Genomic DNA, 18,370 nt, shown 5'->3' on the forward strand with positions numbered 1-18,370 from the left:
TCAAAGGTATTTAATTACTTGCTATGATTTTTGATTTAAGCTCTTCTAAATCTTCGAGGTAAATTTGGCGTAGGGTTTCGACATAAGCTCTATTGTTATAATAGCCGTTGTTGAAATCTACAATGGCATCTTCAATCATATTAATAGCCATTTTTTTATTACCCTCATTTAATAATAACTGCGCCTTATAATATTTGGCATCTGCAGAGTTGGTAAAGTACTGAATAACTTTGTCAAAATTCTCATTTGCTTTCTTTGTATTGCCAGATTCAAAATAGGCTATCCCTCTGTAAAGAAAAGCTTCTAGTTCTACCCAATCTTCATCTGAATCTTCTGTTTCTTTAGTAATGTGTTTGTCCCAATAAGCAATGGAGTTATCATAATCTTTTGCGCCTAAATACGCAATACCACGCCAAAAATCTACACTATGCCCTTGTGGATAATCTAAATATGGTGTCAATGAATCAGATGCGTTAAAATCGGCTATTGCTTTTTCGTAGTCTCTGTAGAACCACAAGTAGAGATAACCTCGCCATGGAATTCGTTGTTCAGGATTTAATGCTACTGCTTTATTATATTGAGGTAGCCATTTATGTGGTAATCCACGTTTTAGGTCGGCTACTGATAGTTCATAAACTCCAGGTTCATATGTTGGGTCTATAGCTACTGCTTCAGCTATACCATTTTGAAAAGCAACCGAGCCTTGCATATAAAATATGGCGTCTTTAAACCGTTCTTCGGCGAGGGTTCTTGGATCTTTTGCGTTGTCACTCTTTCCACAGGAAATAAAAAACAAGAATGATAAACCACTAAGGAATAATTTCGACCACTTTTCCATTTTCTATTCGATAAGATATATACATATAATAATTACCAGGATCTTCGCGAAATTTAAGAGCATTCCAATTTTCTGGCATTGCAGTAAAATTGAAAAGAGAATCTACCATTTCTGAATTCAATTCTTTTTCCTCTAAGTCTAAATTCATTTGAACAATTTCAAACCAGCCGGGGTTTCCATCACAATTCACTAAAAAGCGAAAGTTTATGTAACCAGATTCGGTAAACGAATCACCAGAATAGTTGTTTGCTAGGTTTATTCTAAATTGCCTTTTGGTATTTTTGTAAGCGTCTAAGCCAGCGCCATTGTAAGTGCGGTAAATTTTACCATTATTGCATAAGCTATATGTATTATTCAATAGCGCATGTTCTGGGTCTATGTAACCTATGTAGTTTTTATATGGTTGGTCAGTAGTGTCGAAATCCTTTTTAAACTTAAGGTAAAAGTACCCAGCCGCAGCACCAATGATTAGAACTATGCCCAATAAACTATACAATACAACTTTTACCCATTTTTTCACAAAGTGAATTTAACAAAAAATATCTTACTTATTGTGGTAGTTGATTTGTAAGGTATCTAATTGAAGAGAAGAGCAAACAAAAAATCCCGCACTAGGCGGGATTTTTAATTATCACTTTGTCAAGATGGTTTATTCTTGAATATCCAACTTCAAGTTCAATTCTTTCAATTGCTCATTATCAATTGGGGCAGGGGCATCGATCATGACATCTCTACCGCTATTATTTTTAGGGAAGGCAATGAAATCCCTAATCGTTTCTTGTCCTCCTAAAATAGATACAAGTCTATCCAAACCAAATGCTAGTCCGCCATGTGGTGGTGCACCGTATTGGAATGCATCCATTAAGAACCCGAATTGTGCTTTTGCTTCTTCAGGTGTGAAACCTAAATGCTTGAACATGGTTGCTTGCATATCCTTATCATGTATACGAATAGATCCACCGCCTATTTCGTTTCCGTTCAATACCAAATCGTATGCATTTGCACGTACAGCACCTGGATCAGTATCCAGTAATTCTAACTGACCTGGTTTTGGTGATGTAAATGGGTGGTGCATGGCATGGTAATGACCAGTTTCTTCATCAAGTTCCAACAATGGGAAATCTACTACCCATAATGGCGCAAATTCGTTTGGTTTTCTTAATCCTAGTCTAGTAGCCATTTCCATACGTAAGGCACTTAACTGTGTTCTTGTTTTATTGGCATCACCAGAAAGTACACATATAAGATCACCTGGTTTGGCGCCTGTTGCTTCTGCCCATTTTGCCAAATCGTCTTGGTCGTAGAATTTATCAACGGTAGATTTAAAGCTTCCGTCTTCATTGCATTTTACGTAAACCATTCCGTTAGCACCAATTTGTGGGCGCTTAACCCAGTTTACTAAGGCATCTAACTCTTTTCTTGTATAAGAAGCAGCACCTGGCACGGCAATACCAACTACTAGTTCAGATGAATTGAAAACTCCAAATTCTTTATGCTGTGCAATAGCGTTTAATTCAGCGAACTCCATACCAAAACGAATATCTGGCTTATCGTTACCGTATTTAGCCATAGCATCATCATAAGTCATTCTTGGGAAAGAATCGATTTCAACACCATTCACTTCTTTTAAAAGGTACTTGGTCAAGTTCTCAAAAACGTTAAGTATATCTTCTTGCTCAACAAAGGCCATTTCACAATCTATCTGCGTAAATTCTGGCTGTCTATCGGCACGTAAATCCTCATCTCTAAAACACTTTACAATCTGAAAGTATTTATCCATACCACCAACCATTAGCAACTGCTTAAATGTTTGTGGCGATTGTGGTAGGGCATAAAACTGCCCTTCGTTCATACGGCTAGGTACCACGAAATCTCTAGCACCTTCTGGTGTAGATTTTATTAAATACGGAGTCTCTACTTCTATAAAGCCTTCGCCAGATAAAAATTTACGAACTTCCATGGTTACCTTACTTCTAAAAATAAGGTTGTTTTTTACAGGATTTCTACGGATGTCTAAATACCTGTATTTCATACGTAGGTCTTCACCACCATCAGTTTCGTTTTCAATAGTGAACGGCGGAGTCTTAGATTCGTTTAAAATGGTTAATTCAGATACCAAAACTTCAATATTACCCGTTGGGATGTTTGCGTTTTTGGAAGCTCTTTCAATAACCTCACCTTTAATTTGAATAACAAACTCTCTTCCTAGATTTCTAGCTTGCTCTAAAAGTTCTGCATTGGTACGGTCTTCATCAAGAACTAGTTGTGTAATACCATAACGATCACGTATATCTACCCAAACAACAAAACCTTTGTCTCTTGTTTTGGAAACCCACCCAGATAGGGTAACTGTTTCGTCAATATGTGATTCTCGTAATTCCCCGCAGGAATGGCTTCTATACATAACATGTGCTTTAATGAAAGGGCAAATTTAAGAAGTCTATTTCATTATAGGTCTATATGAAAGGCACGTTTTATAGGATGACCGGTTTATGTTATAATCGATGCTGTTTTAATCTAAACACCTAACAAACAGTCTAGTATATCTTCAATGTAAAGTTAATGTTATGTAAAAGTTACCAAAACATTGATTAATTGCAAAATAATTGTATCTTTATCTCGTTAGAGTATTGTAAAATAATAATCCCAAAAAAAATATATCATGAAAAAAATCTTAATTATAGCCGTGATGGCATTGTCTTTAGGAGCATATGCTCAAGTTGATCCTACTTTTGAAAAAGAAGGCGATAAAGTTAAAGCTACTTACTTTCACGCAAATGGAGAAAAGTCTCAAGAAGGATACTTTTTAAATGAAAAGTTAGAAGGTGAATGGAAAATGTTCAATGAAAAAGGAGATAAAATTGCAATGGGTAACTATGAGAACGGTGTTAGAACCGGTAAGTGGTTATTCTGGGAAGGTGATGTACAAAGCGAAGTAAGTTTTGATAATAACAGAATTGCAAGTGTATCTAAAGCAAGCGCAAAAGATCCTGTCGTTAGTAATAAATAAACTAACTAACTCAAATAAAAAGCCCGTATCAATTATGATACGGGCTTTTTTATGCAATTAACTTAAAGTGGATTATGCTACACTTTCTAGTTGTTCGTTTTGGTCATTGCCCTTGTTTCCAAAACTGCTGATCTTGACTTTTATACGATAAACTATATTGAATAGAACAGGTACAATGATTAGGGTTAAGAAGGTAGCAACCAATAAACCGAAGATTACGGTCCATGCCAATGGCCCCCAGAAAATTACATTGTCACCACCAATATAGATATGTGGGTTAAACTCTGAGAATAGTGCAAAGAAATCAATGTTAAGACCAATAGCCAACGGAATCAATCCTAATACTGTTGTTATGGCTGTCAATATTACCGGTCGTAATCTTGCCTTGCCACCTACGATCATGGAATCTGTTGCATCATCCATAGTTAAGAGATCACTGTCTTCTATACCCAGACGTACTTTTTTACGATCTATTAGAATTTGGGTATAGTCGAGTAGTACCACACCGTTATTTACTACAATACCGGCTAATGATATAATACCCATCATGGTCATCATAATTACGAAAGACCATCCGGTTATCATCAATCCTCCAAACACTCCTATAAAGCTTAGGAAAATGGCAATCATAATAATCAATGGTTTAGAAATACCACCAAATTGGAAGATTAGAATAAGCATGATTAATCCTAATCCTGAGAAAAAAGCACCTACTAAGAAGGCTTGTTGTTTCGCTTGCTCTTCTAATTGACCTGTATAATCAATTTTAACGGTAGCGGGAGTTCCATTAAAACTTCCCATTTCATTTTGGATTTCGGCAACAATAGCTCCGGCATCCGTGAAACCAGGTTTTAATCCTGAATATATAGTTACAACACGTTTACCGTCGCGGTGCTTAATAGCACTATAACCAGATGTATTCTTTTCGGTTGCTACCGCAGAAATAGGAATTTCCTTTATCTGTCCGTTAGACGGGTCTCTAAAAATGATATTCTGATTGAAAAGCGCACTCTTGTTGTACCTTAAGTCTTCATTAAATCTGATATTGATATCATAATCTTCACCATCCTCTTTGTAAACTCCAGCTTTTTCACCAAAAATAGAACGTCTTAACTGGTTACCAACTTGACCCACGGCAACACCTAATTCTCCGGCTTTTTGGCGATCTACAATTACTTGCATGGCTGGTTTGCCCTTGTTTACATCTATTTTCAATTCTTCAATACCAGCAATGTTTTTAGTATTGATAAAGTTTTTAATGTCTTCGGCAGTATTGATCAGTTCGTCATAATCGTTACCCTCAAGTTCAATGTTAATTGGGAAACCTGCTGGCGGTCCATTAGCATCTTTCTCTACCGATATGGCAACACCAGGATAAATACCCTGTAATGCAGCTTGCACACGACCACGAATATCTTCGGTATTTAGACCATTACGAAATTTATACTCGCTAAAGTTTACGGTTACCTTACCCTTATGTGGCATTTCGGCAGATGAACCACCATCGGTAAGCGGATTACCGGCACCTTCACCTACTACAGATACAGCAGATGCCATCATAAAGTTTTCACCCTTTTCATTCTTGTACATATCATCATCCATGATTGCGTACACCTGATTCTCAACCTCTTTGGTAATCTCATTAGTCTTCTCAATAGATGTTCCCTCAGGATATTCTACATACACATAGATTTCATTTGGTTTGTTATCTGGGAAGAATTCAATTTTAGTTCTACCGCTGCCAACGGACATACCAAATAACATGAATACACCGATCAGCATTAAGAATGTAATACCAAAATACCAGTATACGTTGCTGCCTCTTAAGGCGTGTTTTAATCGTCTTTCGTACCAGTTTTCAAAACGTGCCATTGTATTCTTCTGGAATTTAATAGCAGATCCCTTAATGATGTATTTGTATGCCCAGAACATAATCGCAGTAAGGATCAATACAGAACCTAAGCCGCGCATTGCACCACCAAAAATTAAAATTAACGCTCCTAGACCAACTAGAATAGCACTCATTCTAATCAATTGCTTTAAGGTCAGTTCTTTTTCATCGGTGCTCATGAATTTGGAAACCAGCATAGAGTTCATGAATATGGCCACAAATAATGAGGATCCCAATACAACGGATAATGTAATAGGGAAGTAGATCATAAACTGCCCAAATATACCGGGCCAAAGACCTAAAGGAACAAACGCTGCCACAGTTGTAGCTGTCGATATAATAATTGGGTAGGCAATTTCACCAATACCTTTTTTAGCGGCCTCTATTCTAGACATGCCTTCGTCCATTAATCGGTATACATTTTCAACAACTACAATACCATTGTCTACCAACATACCAAGTCCCATAATCATTCCGAAGAGAATCATAGTGTTCAACGTGTAACCTAGCCATGAAAGAATTACAAATGACATGAACATGGACATCGGTATTGCAAAACCAACGAATAATGCATTTCTAAAACCTAAGAAAAACATTAAAACGGTTACTACGAGTATAATACCAAAGATGATATTGTTTACCAAATCATCAACTTGGTTCAATGTACGCGTAGAAGAATCATTGGCAATAGAGATATTTAAATCTGGCGGATAGTAATCGGCTTTCTCTTTCTTTACCAATGCTTTTATTTTATCAGCAGCAGAAATGGAGTTTCTACCCGCTCTCTTCTTAACGTCGAGCATTACTACGTTATTCCCAAATTCACGAGCATAAGTAGTTTTGTCTTTTGCCTGAAAGTTAATCGTCGCAATATCTTTTAAGTATACGGCACCGTTCTCAGATTTAACCACAAAGTTGTTTAGTTCTTTAGGATCTTCTACTTCACCTAAAATACGAATGGTACGTCTTTGTCCAACAGTTTTCAAATTACCGGCAGACATGGTCATATTACCATTGCTTATAGCGCTGATAACATCTTGAAAGCTAATTTTAGCAGCCATCATTTTGTAGATGTCAACACCAACTTCCACCTCTAAATCTTGTGCGCCACGAATGTCTGCTTGTTTTATTTCTTGTAGATCTTCTACCTCATCTTGCAGGTATTCAGCAAATTCCTTTAATTTCTCTACAGGATAATCCCCTGTAAAGTTGATGTTCATAATAGGCACTTCTTCAGAGAAGTTAAGGTCAAATACATTTGGTTCTACTTTGGCACCATTAAAAGTTGGCCAGTCTTCACTCGCTTTTTCACTGTCTACCTCATCTTTTACCTTTTGCTTAGCTTGCTCAACGGTAATGTCCTCGTCAAATTCTATGGTTAAAATGGCATAATCTTCTTGTGATGTTGAGGTAATTTCAACCACATTACTAATGTTCTTTAACCTGTCTTCTAAAGGATCCGTAATCAGTTTTTCAATATCTTCAGCGGTGTTACCAGGGTATGGTGTACTAATGTAGATTTTGGTTTCTATAATTTCTGGAAAATCTTCTCTAGGCATGGCCATATAGGCACTAAATCCCAACCAAAGAAAAATGGCTATCATGACATAAATAACCGAAGGGTTATCAATGGCCCAAGACGATATACCGAATTCCTTATCGGCGTTCTTTTGTACTTTGCTCATCGATATCTATTTTTTGATTTTTACTTTTTGACCATCCTTAACGCTTCTGGCTCCTTCTTTTATTATTTCATTACCATCGGCTAAACCAGATAACACTTCAATATTTGCACCTTGAGTTTTGCCAGTTGTGATAACACTTCTTTTTACTAGCGCTTCTCCATCAGCATTAGGCTCTTCCGCTACGAATACATACTGCTCGCCGTCTGCATTTTCTGAAATTATACTAGTTGGTATTAAAATAGCTTCTTCACTGGTGTAGTCGTTTATGGCAACCTTTGCAGTTAAATTAGGTTTTATTCTACCTTCTTTGTTAGGTACGGGAATTTCAGCTTCAAAAGAACGGTTAGAAGGATTGATGAAATTACCTGTCTCTCTAATTTTGGTAACAATGCTGTCGCCTAAAACAGGAAAGTATACCAATGCTTCTTTTCCTTTGGTTACATTGCCAATGTAAGATTCTGGAACCTCTACTTCAATATACATGTCTGATAGGTTTACAATACGAAAAACCTCAGAACCTGGACCTGGAGCAACCACTGTACCTTGATCTTTTATTACATTATCAATGATACCGGAGAACGGAGCTCTAATAGTAGATTTTCCTAATTGACTCTGTGCCTGAGATACCATATTTTCAGCAGCTTCATAATTGGTTTTAGCCTGTAAGAATTGGATTTCTGAACCAATATTCTGATTCCATAAACGCTCTTGACGTTCAAAAGTAGTTTTAGCAAGTGCGGCCTGAGATTTCAGTTGACTTAATTGGCTTGACATACCACCATCATCAATAGTAGCCAATACCTGACCTCTAGAAACTTTAGCACCTTCTTTAACATAAACCCTTTGTAGTGTACCAGCCATTTCTGGATAGATCAATACATTTTGTTTGGTAGAAACATCGCCCTGTAATTCTAGAAAGTGATTAAATACTTCTTTTTTAGCGGTTAAGGTATTTACCAAAGGTAATTTTTCCTCATTACCTAAAATACCGATAGCGGAATCCAATGATTTAAGTTGGGCATCGATAACTTTTTGCTGAGCTGTAATTTCATTCTTCTTTGCTCGTATGGCCTCTAAATCTTGTTGGGATATAATATCCGCTACCGATTGTTCGCCGTCACCGCACGAGTAAATGCCTATGGTTGCAGTTAATAAAATTAGTATTTTCTTCATGATTGTATTTTTAATGATTGATTATTTAGTCTTTTGTATTTATGATGATTTCCAACTCGGTTTTTTTATTTATAACCTCAACCATAGATTGTAAGAATTCTTGTTGGGTGGTGTATAATTGGGTTTGAGCCTGTCTTAACTCAAAACTGGTGGCTAAACCTTCTTTATATTTTATTTGGTTTTTATTTTCAATGCGTTCAGATAGCATTAGGTTTTGTTTGGCAGTTTCATAATTATCAATTGCTAATGTGTAGTTATTCTTTGCATTTTCTAATTGTAATCTAATCTGTTGTTCTGCCTCTGTTAACTGTGTTTTTGCTTTTTCTAAAGCAATTTTAGCACGTTGCGTACTGGCGCTTCTTTTTAAAGAACTGAAAATTGGAATATTGAGGTCTAAACCCAATATGGAAGAATCAAACCACTCTTGATCTCCACTAAAAAAATCAAAGCTTTCTGAGTAGGCAGAACTACCGTAGTTGATGTATGCATTTAACGTTGGTAGTGCACGACTTCTCGCCAATTTCCATTCAAAAAAGCGTTGCTCGTTTAGATTCTCCGCTAGTTTGTAATCTACATTGTCTTCAATATTAAAATCGGTAGTTAGAATACCTAAATCCATTTTTGACATCGTTAAATCTTCTAATTTCTCTTGCAGTTGAGTTGGTGCGTTAAGATCTAGCCCCATACTTACATTTAGCATTTGTAAAGTAATTTCCTTAAGTCTAAGTGTATTTTGCAACTGATTTTCTATAGATGATAAGGTGATCTGTAACTGATCAACACTTTCTTCATCTCCTAATCCGTTTTCAAATAATTTTGAGGTTTCAAAAAGTGTCTTTTCAAGCGTTTCTTTATTCTTCTCCAATATTTTTACGCTCTCTTCAGCTAGAAGCACGTTGCCGTATGCTTCAACTACCTGCTTTCTAACATCTAAATCGGTTTTCTCTTTGTTGTTGTCGCTATAACTTAAAAAAGCTTTGGTTGCTTGTACACCTACAATGTACGAACCATCAAAAATTTGTTGTGTTAAGGTAGCAGTAGCTGTCATGGATTGTGGTTGAGAGAATACTACTGGAATAAATTCTCCTGCTGCACCTCCTACTAGTTCTGCTGGTAACAATGTTATAGGTTGTTTTAATTGATTAGAATAACCAACTGACCCATTTATTTGTGGCAATCCACCTGCAATGGTTTCCCATTTTTGCTTTTGGGCGTCTATAATATCTCTATTTGCATTAATGGCAGAATAGTTGTTTTCCAAAGCAAACTCTATGGCCTCGTCTAAAGTGAAGGAATAGTTTTGCTCTTGTGAATATCCTAAGCTAATACTTAGAATTGTGATTAAGATTACTAGTTGATTTCGCATTTATTCTTGATTTGAATTGATGATGTTGTTTAAAATTGCTTTTCCTTTTGGGGTGACTATTCCTCTAAGGTGATATTCTAAAAATGAATCCATTAGTTTAGAAATTGGAAAACGATCTAGGGGAAACACATTTTGATCTTTTATACTGTTCATACCGGTAAAATATATTCTGGCAACAAATTCAGGGTCTATATTGTCCCTAAATAACCCTTGCTCCAAACCTCGTTCTACATTTAATAATACGCAGCTATGCATTTTATCAAATTGCATGAGCTTAAGATTTTTATGAATTTTTGGATAGTATTTCATTAGTTGATACTGGGGTGAACTTTTTTCATCATTTAAATGAGACATTACATACCTTTTTATCTCATATAATTCTTCTATAGCGTTTTTCTCCATCGCTATAATTAAGTCTATACCATCACTTAAGTGGCAAAACTTGTTCATCACACAATCTTCGACCAATGAAGTTTTATTACTGTATTCGCTGTAAATGGTTTTTTTAGACATGCCTATTTCATTGGCAATATCGTCCATTGTAATACTTTTAAAACCACGTTCCAAGAAAAGCTGTGATGCCGTATCCCGTATTTTTTCCTTCATAACGGTGGCAAATATACTGCAGGAAACTTTAAAAACTATAAAAGTTTCCAAAGTTTTACAATTTATTAATGCTTTACCATTAAATAAATCGTTTTACACCTTTAGAAGATTATTTTGTTTCTAATCATTTTTTAAAAGAAACGTTTATAAAATACAACGTATTTTTGAAAAAAATTGCTAGTAATGCACACTATTGAAGAATATAGAGATGAGTTTATTGCGTATTTAGACTCAAAGAAAATTACAAAGGAACCTAGAAACCTTTATGAGCCTATTACCTATATTCTTGGTTTAGGTGGTAAGCGCTTAAGACCTGTTTTGGTATTAATGACTGCTGAAATTTTTAAAGGAGATTTTAAAAATGCTTTAGATGCTGCGGTAGCAATTGAAGTGTTTCATAATTTTTCATTGGTTCATGATGATATTATGGATGATGCCCCTGTTCGAAGAGGGCAAACTACCGTTCACGAAAAATGGGATGTAAATACAGGTATTTTGTCTGGTGATGCCATGCTGATTATGGCTTATCAACTTTTTGAAAATTATGAGCCCAATGTGTTTCGTGACTTGGCTAAGCTTTTTAGTAAAACAGCATTAGAGGTTTGCGAGGGTCAGCAGTACGATGTGGATTTTGAAACTCGTGATGATGTTATGTTGCCCGAGTATCTTAAAATGATCGAATATAAAACAGCGGTTCTTGTGGCTGCTGCGTTAAAAATGGGGGCTATTGTTGCAGGTGCTTCTGAAACCTCCCAAGAACATATGTATAAATTTGGATTAAACCTAGGTATTGCCTTTCAATTGCAAGATGATTATTTAGATGTTTTTGGTGACCCTGAAACTTTTGGAAAACAAGTTGGTGGTGATATTATTGAAAATAAGAAGACATATCTTTACTTAAAAGCGCTTAACTCTGGTTCTGAAATGATGACAAAAGAGCTAGAGCATTTATATTCTATTCAACCAAAGGAAGCAGATGCTAAAGTAAAAGCCGTACGTTCAATTTTTGAAAAAACCGAGGCGGATAAAGCTACTAAAGTTGCCATTTCTGACTACACTGCAAAAGCTTTTGAAGTACTTGATGAAATGGATGTAGCGGAAGAAAAGAAAACTTTACTTAGGGAATTCGGTGAAAACCTTATGAACAGAACTGTTTAGAAAATCCTTCTAAATAATGCTTTTATAAATGGAGCTTTGGGGCAGGAATTGATGTAAACGATATCTTCTTTTAAACTGGTTTTTTCATCTAGAAATTTAAATACCATCTGAGGTTTTAAGGATTTAAAAATGGACTCAAAAATGGTATGTCCGTTTGCATTGTCATCATGTAGAACATCTAAAAAAAGCATATCATAAAACCAAAATTTCCCTTTTAGTTTTAACTTTTGAAGTGATTTTCCTTGCTTTATTAGCGCTACCAGTTTAGGTATTTTCTTAGCCGTACTCATTAAAGTATACCCTGTACTAGGCTTTGCCCATCCGCCTGCGGTACCTATGTAGCTAACCCTATTGGTGTGGTGTTCCTTAAAGTCATATGCAGTCATGGGTATGCTACCGGCTTCTGTTTCTATTATATCATAGGCATCACATTTAAATCGCTCTGCTATATACTTCTTTAATGCTTCATCGTATTCTTCTTTTGGTAATAACTGCTCCGAAAATAAGGTGTATTCTATCAATGCAGTATTATCAGAATAGGGGAGTACATACATAAAACGCGTATTGCCTTTTTGGGGGATGGAAAAATCCATGTAAGTGACTTCATTACTATTAAAAACCGGCTTATCGGTTTTAATGACCCAACCCACAAAATGCTGTTGTAATACGGGGTATTTATTTTGCCCAGTTGCCATTTTATAGTCAAAAAGACTATTAAAGATGTACTTGCCAGAATAGGTGTTTCCGGTTGTCTTTACTTTAACCTCCGTATCCGTTTCTTCTAAATCTATTAAAGCCTCTTGAATAAAGTTAATGTTTGCTGATTCTTTAATCTGACCTAGATAATGATTGTAGAAATCAATACCTCTAATCATTTTATAAGCGTACGGATTTATATCTGTTCTTCTAATAATATCTTCTCCTTGAAAGTGAATTGAATTCCATTTTTTGTGGACTATAGCTTCAAACTGACCATCGCCATCTTCCCAAAAGCACCATGTTCTATCATTGACGTCTTTTGCATCTTTATCAAGTAGCAGAATTTTTTTTTGATCAAAAAACGAATCGTTCAGCATAGCATCTGCAAGAAGTAAACCAGAAGCACCCGCGCCAATAATTATATAGTCGTATTCGTTCATATTTTTTTAAACATCACCCAGACTGATGTATTGCCGAGGTGTTCAAAAATACGAAATAGCAATTGTCTTTTGTGCTTAATTCAAGGTATAACGCACTCCAAAAAATGATCGTATGCCTTGGTTTGGTCCATATACATAAGAAGGATCAAAAGTCAGCGCATTTGGATTATTTGGTGTAGCAACGGCATTGCCGTTATCATCAAATGTGACTTCTTTATCAAATGGATCGTTTGCACGGGCGATTATGAACGGATTTCCTCTATTTGGAGTCCAGTCTAATAGATTTTTAACTCCGCCGTAGAATTCAAGATTTTCTATTCCATCATAAGATAATTGTATGTTTTGAATACTCCATGCCGGTGAAAAATCGCTTCTTGGGTCACTATCGCCCAGGGTAGGTAATCGCATGGGGCCGTATAAATTACCGGTGTAATCAACTGTTAGGTCCCAAGCGCGAATATCATAGCTAATGCTCCAGTTTGCAGAATAACTTTCTGTAAGTATCTGTCTTTCTTTTACTCCGTCTTCAGTATTGCTCACATCTTGTAAAGTACCGCCTATCATTAGTTTTAATCCGTTGTAGAAAGCCACATCTAGATTGGCACTTATTCCTTTTGAAATTGAAGTGCCATTTAAATTATCATATATAATCTGATTAGGATTGGTGTCATAATCTGGAATAATTACATTTTGGAAATTGGTGTAAAAAACAGAGGCATCCAAGCCAACGAATGTGCCGTTATCACCGTATATTTTCTTTAAATAATTCAGGTTAACGTTAAACGAACGCTCCGGTTTTAGTTCTTCCGCAATAATAACATCTCTTGATCCCGTTAAAGCTGCGTGATCTTCGGTAAAAAGATTTACTACCCTAAAACCTGTGCCGGCATTAAGGCGAATAATATCATTATCAGTAAACTTAAACCTGTACGCTGCCCTAGGGGTAAATATGTTTCCATGGCGGCCGTCATAATCATATCTACCTCCTAGAAGTAATGAATGTTTTTTGTTGAACGCTATTTCATCCTGTATGAATAAACTGGGTATGACAACTTCATCTGGTTCGTTACCTTCAGCGCTTAACGTAGCGGGTGTGCTATCATCATAATAGTTGTAACGTAAAGCAGTTCCGGCTAAAAGGCTATGTTTACCAACGGTTTTATCCCAGGTTAGTTGGGTAAAACCTATACGCTGATCAGCTAGGTAGGGAACATCACCATAAACGGAATTTTGTTTGTGGTCGTTATAGGAAAAAGAAAGCATCATATTTTCTTCTACCGGTAATTGGTATTTACCTAACACTTCCCATCTACGTGTGTAAATACTTTCCCCATAAATTTCATCTCCTCCTCTAAATTCTGGAGTCCATTGCATTTCTCCTCCCCATCTGTCTTCATAGAAAAAACGTCCTGCCAAGGAAAATATTCGGGAGTTTTTTCTGGTGAAATTCCATTTCTGAAAAACAGAAATCCGGTCTTGTAGTGTTAGGTCTGTAAAATTGTCGCCATTATTATCAATAGGGTTATCATACCTAAAATAGTTAGCTCCTAATAGCACATTTGCTTTTTTTCCTACATTGAATTTTGTGCCTACATCAAGATTAAATTCGCCCCAATCGGTCACAAAACTATCAGCGAAAAATTTAGGAGCTGTCAAGTTATTTTTAGTGATTATATTTATAAGACCACCAACGGCTTCACTACCATAGAGTGTAGAAGCAGGCCCTTTTACTACCTCAATCTGTTCAATAAGGGAATTGGGTATACCAGATAACCCGTACACGGTTCCCAAACCACTTACAATGGGCATGCCGTCTATAAGCACCAATGTATACGGACCTTCTAATCCGTTAATATGAATATCTCCTGTATTACACACATTACAGTTGATCTGCGGTCTTACTCCGTTTACGTTTTGTAAGGCTTCAAAAATACTCGCCGTTGGATTTTTTTTGAAAAACGTAGGTTTGTAAACTTCTACCGGCACCGGACTCTCTAACCTACTAACGGGCTTTAAAGTTCCGGTAACGACCATTTCATCTAAAGATTCTGTAGAGGGTGATAAGCTGATGTTCAAATTTTTATCCTCACCTTCAGAAATCGTCAATGTTTTGTAAAATTTTTCAAAACCGATGTTAGAAGCAATAAGGGTATGTTTTCCCGACGGGACATTCTTTAAAGAGTAATTGCCATTTTCATCAGAAGCCGTACCAATTTGGGTGCCTTTTAAATAAATGTTTACATAAGCTTCCGGAACACCATTCGAAGAGATTGTTCCAGATATGTTCGAATTTTGCGCGCTGATGATACCAAAGGATAAAATAGAACAGGCAAAAAAAAGTGTTTTAATCATCTAAAATTAATTTTAGACAAAACTAAAAAATTGTTTTTACGTATAAAAATGTATTTTTGTGTTATTATTGTTTGGAAATGACATTATCAGAAGAAGATTACATAAAAACTATTTATCACTTAAGCGATTTCAATAGTAAATCCGTTGCTACAAATGCTATTGCTGAGCAGATGAAAACAAAGCCATCCTCTGTTACGGATATGGTTAAGAAGTTGTCTGAAAAATCTTTGGTGAATTATAAAAAGTATCAGGGGGTTTTGCTTTCAGAGAAAGGTAGGCTAGTTGCACTTTCTATTATTAGAAAACATCGCTTGTGGGAAGTGTTTTTGGTTGACAAGCTTAATTTCTCTTGGGATGAGGTTCACGTAGTGGCAGAGCAATTAGAGCATATAAAGAGTGATGCCTTAATAGATAAACTAGATGCCCATTTAGGTTACCCTAAGGTGGATCCGCACGGTGATCCAATTCCTAATAAGGATGGCGTGTTTACAAAATCTGTTAAGAAATTAATTAGTGAATTACCAGTTGGTAGTCAAGGGGTATGTGTAGGTGTCAACGATTCATCGGCTGCATTTTTAAAATTTTTAGACAAGAATAAAATCGCGCTGGGCGATACTTTTAAAATATTGGAAATTGAGGAATTTGATGGCTCCGTGACTATTTCAACAAGGTCCGGGTCCATTCGTATTTCAAAGCAAATAGCAACGAACTTGTTTTTAGAAATTGTAGATGAAGAATAGGTTTTAAATTATTGAATTAATAAGATTATGGATGAAATTATAGCGTATTTTGAATCGATAGACCCAGTTTTAGCTGCGTTTTATGCGACATTGTTTACATGGGGGCTAACAGCTGCCGGGGCTGCTTTGGTATTTCTTTTTAAAACAATGAACCGTGCCGTTTTAGATGGTATGTTAGGTTTTACTGGTGGAGTAATGGTCGCGGCAAGTTTTTGGAGTTTGCTGGCACCAGGTATAGAAATGAGTCCCGGTGAAGGCTTTGTAAAGGTGATACCTGCGGCTGTGGGATTTTTTCTTGGTGCCATGTTCATTTTTGGCTTGGACAAAGTATTACCGCACTTACATATCAATTTTAAGGAAAGCGAGGCGGAAGGGGTGAAAACACCTTGGCGTAGAACTACATTATTGACCTTAGCAATTACATTACACAATATACCGGAAGGTTTGGCGGTAGGTGTTCTTTTTGGTGGAGTAGCAGCTGGTTTTGATGGGGCTTCTATTGGAGGTGCAGTAGCATTGGCACTTGGTATTGGTCTGCAGAATTTTCCAGAAGGTTTTGCCGTTGCCATGCCATTAAGAAGACATGGTTTAAGTAGAACAAAGAGTTTTATGTTTGGTCAGGCATCTGCACTTGTAGAACCTGTAGCCGCTGTTCTAGGGGCTTGGGCAGTGATGACTTTTCAGCCAATTTTACCTTATGCACTTTCTTTTGCCGCAGGCGCTATGATTTTTGTTGTGGTTGAAGAGGTAATACCGGAAACACAGCAAGATAAATACACGGATATTGCCACTATGGGCTTCATTGGTGGTTTCATTATCATGATGACTTTAGACGTTGGTCTAGGTTAAAATTAAAGTGTTTTATTGATGAAATAATTTAATACCGGTTTTAGCGTTTTAGGCAATAGTATTGTTAACTTGATGCTTTAATATTTTATGCATTCTTCTAAGAAAAATTGGATTTGGACATTAGCACTGATCATAACTGTTATTTGTTGTGCAGCCGTTTTAATACTTCATGTTAAGAACTGGGTAACTAATGATGATAATAGTCTTGGTCTACGCTCAGGGTTTTATACTATTGAAATTCCCTTAAATGAATTGGATAGTGTTATGTTTGTTGAGAGAATTCCTCCAATGCAGCGTTTGCATGGTTTTTCTGCCTTGGATAAGGAAAAAGGCGTATTCAGGGAGTTTAAGGATTCTTTAACCGATAAGAAAGTTCATGTATTTGTAGATAACATCAATCAGAACAAGGTTAAATTGGTCTATAATGATTCTACTTATGTATACTTTAACCTAAAAGATTCCGTTGAAACTGTGCAATTGTTTCAAAAGCTAAATTCAAGAACAGGAGCTTTAAGTGAACCTAACTAAAGGCTATAGTTGAGAATTTAAACTAAGGTTAAAGTGTAGATTGGTTTTGGCATAACTATTGAAACTATTTTTGAATCGATAATAGACATCTAATTCATATTTAATTCAATGCCTCGTAGTATTGCCTAGAGGTTATTTAAATTATTATAGTACACATGATTATAAAGAATCTTATAGCACTATTAACAATAGGTTTATTGTCTACAAGTCTTTTTGCACAACATAATGTGAGTATAAATATTGACGGAGTTACTTCTGAAAAAGGAAATATCTGTTTTGCCGTCTATAATAATGAAGGGTCTTTTTTAAAGTTTGATGAGGTGTATAAATCAGGTTCGGAAAAGGCTGTAAAGGGTAAGACGGCTTTTGATATTAAAGACCTGCCAGAAGGGGAATATGCCATTGCTATTTTTCATGACGCTAATGGTAATAAAAATTTAGATACCAATATGCTTGGCATTCCTAAAGAGCAAATAGCTTTTTCTAAAGGGAAAATGAAAATGTTTGGTCCGCCAAAATATAAAGAATGTGCATTTACCGTAAATTCTCATATGGAGATGAATATTAGGTTAAACTAATATTTAATAACTAATTATCTTAATTACACCATTAGAACCTTGGGTGCCATAAGCTGCGGCATCTGCACCCGATAGAATTATAATTTTCTTTACATTATAACTGTTTATTAGCTCATTAACGGAGCGAAACGAGTTTCCTATAACCTGATTATTTAAAATGTATAAAGGCTCTTGATTTCCACCTGAATCAAACGAGTTTGTGGTTTTATTTAAAATGGGAACATTGTTTTGAAGTACAACACCTGGTTTTTGTCGAATACGTTGTAATAAAGAAATATTTGCTCTGTTCTTTTCCCTTAGCTCGGTATCTAAAGAAGATTTATCGCTGCTCGTATTTTTAGTAGGTCCGCAACTGCATATTAATACGAATATAATGCTACATAATAATAGATGCGGTTTCATATTTTATAAGATTATACTTTCTGTAATTTATGAAATAATAGGAGATGACAGTATC

Annotated in this window: 16 protein-coding genes; 6 read left to right on the forward strand and 10 right to left on the reverse strand. The window is 36.0% G+C overall.

The annotated features are described in order from the left end of the window. Positions 1-10 precede the first annotated feature (10 nt). The 3 genes from UH1x_RS09885 to aspS form a co-directional block, all read right to left on the reverse strand. Positions 11-838: a tetratricopeptide repeat protein gene (locus UH1x_RS09885; RefSeq protein WP_482626410.1), complete on the reverse strand. Its 828-nt coding sequence runs from the start codon at positions 836-838 to the stop codon at positions 11-13. After that, the gene (locus UH1x_RS09890) at positions 810-1,358 is read right to left on the reverse strand and encodes a hypothetical protein (RefSeq protein WP_482626411.1); all 549 of its coding nucleotides are present in this window, start codon (positions 1,356-1,358) and stop codon (positions 810-812) included. The genes UH1x_RS09885 and UH1x_RS09890 overlap by 29 nt, the downstream gene beginning before the upstream one ends. Positions 1,359-1,487: 129 nt before the next feature. Then, complete coding sequence (gene aspS / locus UH1x_RS09895) at positions 1,488-3,242, reverse strand: aspartate--tRNA ligase (protein WP_482626412.1); 1,755 nt, start codon at positions 3,240-3,242, stop codon at positions 1,488-1,490. Positions 3,243-3,500: 258 nt separating this feature from the next. Here aspS and UH1x_RS09900 point away from each other — a divergent pair, with 258 nt between their 5' ends. After that, positions 3,501-3,848, forward strand: a complete 348-nt coding sequence (locus UH1x_RS09900) for a toxin-antitoxin system YwqK family antitoxin (protein WP_482626413.1) — start codon at positions 3,501-3,503, stop codon at positions 3,846-3,848. Positions 3,849-3,920: 72 nt separating this feature from the next. On the opposite strand, the gene UH1x_RS09905 is transcribed toward UH1x_RS09900, so the two are convergent. The 4 genes from UH1x_RS09905 to UH1x_RS09920 are packed head-to-tail and all read right to left on the reverse strand — an operon-like array spanning position 3,921 to position 10,569. Continuing rightward, positions 3,921-7,424, reverse strand: coding sequence for an efflux RND transporter permease subunit (locus UH1x_RS09905; protein ID WP_482626414.1), 3,504 nt, complete (start codon positions 7,422-7,424; stop codon positions 3,921-3,923). 6 nt (positions 7,425-7,430) lie between these two features. Then, entirely contained in the window at positions 7,431-8,597 is a 1,167-nt protein-coding gene (locus UH1x_RS09910) for an efflux RND transporter periplasmic adaptor subunit (RefSeq protein ID WP_482626415.1), read from the reverse strand. Positions 8,598-8,622: 25 nt separating this feature from the next. Further along, positions 8,623-9,963 (reverse strand): TolC family protein, encoded by a 1,341-nt coding sequence (locus UH1x_RS09915; protein ID WP_482626416.1) that lies wholly within the window; start codon positions 9,961-9,963, stop codon positions 8,623-8,625. Beyond that, positions 9,964-10,569 (reverse strand): TetR/AcrR family transcriptional regulator, encoded by a 606-nt coding sequence (locus UH1x_RS09920; protein ID WP_036157597.1) that lies wholly within the window; start codon positions 10,567-10,569, stop codon positions 9,964-9,966. 183 nt (positions 10,570-10,752) lie between these two features. Between UH1x_RS09920 and UH1x_RS09925 the strand changes: the two genes are divergently transcribed. Then, positions 10,753-11,727, forward strand: coding sequence for a polyprenyl synthetase family protein (locus UH1x_RS09925; RefSeq protein WP_482626417.1), 975 nt, complete (start codon positions 10,753-10,755; stop codon positions 11,725-11,727). Here UH1x_RS09925 and UH1x_RS09930 read toward each other — a convergent pair. Further along, positions 11,724-12,866, reverse strand: coding sequence for a lycopene cyclase family protein (locus UH1x_RS09930; RefSeq protein ID WP_482626418.1), 1,143 nt, complete (start codon positions 12,864-12,866; stop codon positions 11,724-11,726). The genes UH1x_RS09925 and UH1x_RS09930 overlap by 4 nt on opposite strands. A 75-nt stretch (positions 12,867-12,941) precedes the next feature. Further along, complete coding sequence (locus UH1x_RS09935; RefSeq protein WP_482626419.1) at positions 12,942-15,218, reverse strand: TonB-dependent receptor; 2,277 nt, start codon at positions 15,216-15,218, stop codon at positions 12,942-12,944. Positions 15,219-15,295: 77 nt separating this feature from the next. Between UH1x_RS09935 and UH1x_RS09940 the strand changes: the two genes are divergently transcribed. The 4 genes from UH1x_RS09940 to UH1x_RS09955 all read left to right on the forward strand — a co-directional run bounded on the left by UH1x_RS09940 (position 15,296) and on the right by UH1x_RS09955 (position 17,913). Further along, complete coding sequence (locus UH1x_RS09940; protein ID WP_396632492.1) at positions 15,296-15,958, forward strand: metal-dependent transcriptional regulator; 663 nt, start codon at positions 15,296-15,298, stop codon at positions 15,956-15,958. Positions 15,959-15,985: 27 nt separating this feature from the next. Continuing rightward, positions 15,986-16,807, forward strand: a complete 822-nt coding sequence (locus UH1x_RS09945; protein WP_396632491.1) for a ZIP family metal transporter — start codon at positions 15,986-15,988, stop codon at positions 16,805-16,807. An 87-nt stretch (positions 16,808-16,894) separates the two neighbouring features. Beyond that, the gene (locus tag UH1x_RS09950) at positions 16,895-17,335 is read left to right on the forward strand and encodes a hypothetical protein (protein ID WP_482626420.1); all 441 of its coding nucleotides are present in this window, start codon (positions 16,895-16,897) and stop codon (positions 17,333-17,335) included. A 155-nt stretch (positions 17,336-17,490) separates the two neighbouring features. Continuing rightward, complete coding sequence (locus UH1x_RS09955) at positions 17,491-17,913, forward strand: DUF2141 domain-containing protein (protein ID WP_482626421.1); 423 nt, start codon at positions 17,491-17,493, stop codon at positions 17,911-17,913. A 3-nt stretch (positions 17,914-17,916) separates the two neighbouring features. Here UH1x_RS09955 and UH1x_RS09960 read toward each other — a convergent pair whose 3' ends face one another. After that, positions 17,917-18,315, reverse strand: a complete 399-nt coding sequence (locus UH1x_RS09960) for a hypothetical protein (protein WP_482626422.1) — start codon at positions 18,313-18,315, stop codon at positions 17,917-17,919. Positions 18,316-18,370: the final 55 nt, after the last annotated feature.

The organism is Maribacter sp. UH1 (genome assembly GCF_056839145.1).

Coding starts and splice junctions, on each gene's coding strand:
- UH1x_RS09955 (WP_482626421.1), top strand. CDS start 17,491: ATGATTATAAAGAATCTTATAGCACTATTAACAATAGGTTTATTGTCT.
- UH1x_RS09960 (WP_482626422.1), bottom strand. CDS start 18,315: ATGAAACCGCATCTATTATTATGTAGCATTATATTCGTATTAATATGC.
- UH1x_RS09905 (WP_482626414.1), bottom strand. CDS start 7,424: ATGAGCAAAGTACAAAAGAACGCCGATAAGGAATTCGGTATATCGTCT.
- UH1x_RS09925 (WP_482626417.1), top strand. CDS start 10,753: ATGCACACTATTGAAGAATATAGAGATGAGTTTATTGCGTATTTAGAC.
- UH1x_RS09950 (WP_482626420.1), top strand. CDS start 16,895: ATGCATTCTTCTAAGAAAAATTGGATTTGGACATTAGCACTGATCATA.
- UH1x_RS09945 (WP_396632491.1), top strand. CDS start 15,986: ATGGATGAAATTATAGCGTATTTTGAATCGATAGACCCAGTTTTAGCT.
- UH1x_RS09940 (WP_396632492.1), top strand. CDS start 15,296: ATGACATTATCAGAAGAAGATTACATAAAAACTATTTATCACTTAAGC.
- UH1x_RS09915 (WP_482626416.1), bottom strand. CDS start 9,963: ATGCGAAATCAACTAGTAATCTTAATCACAATTCTAAGTATTAGCTTA.
- UH1x_RS09900 (WP_482626413.1), top strand. CDS start 3,501: ATGAAAAAAATCTTAATTATAGCCGTGATGGCATTGTCTTTAGGAGCA.
- UH1x_RS09920 (WP_036157597.1), bottom strand. CDS start 10,569: ATGAAGGAAAAAATACGGGATACGGCATCACAGCTTTTCTTGGAACGT.
- UH1x_RS09885 (WP_482626410.1), bottom strand. CDS start 838: ATGGAAAAGTGGTCGAAATTATTCCTTAGTGGTTTATCATTCTTGTTT.
- UH1x_RS09935 (WP_482626419.1), bottom strand. CDS start 15,218: ATGATTAAAACACTTTTTTTTGCCTGTTCTATTTTATCCTTTGGTATC.
- UH1x_RS09930 (WP_482626418.1), bottom strand. CDS start 12,866: ATGAACGAATACGACTATATAATTATTGGCGCGGGTGCTTCTGGTTTA.
- aspS (WP_482626412.1), bottom strand. CDS start 3,242: ATGTATAGAAGCCATTCCTGCGGGGAATTACGAGAATCACATATTGAC.
- UH1x_RS09910 (WP_482626415.1), bottom strand. CDS start 8,597: ATGAAGAAAATACTAATTTTATTAACTGCAACCATAGGCATTTACTCG.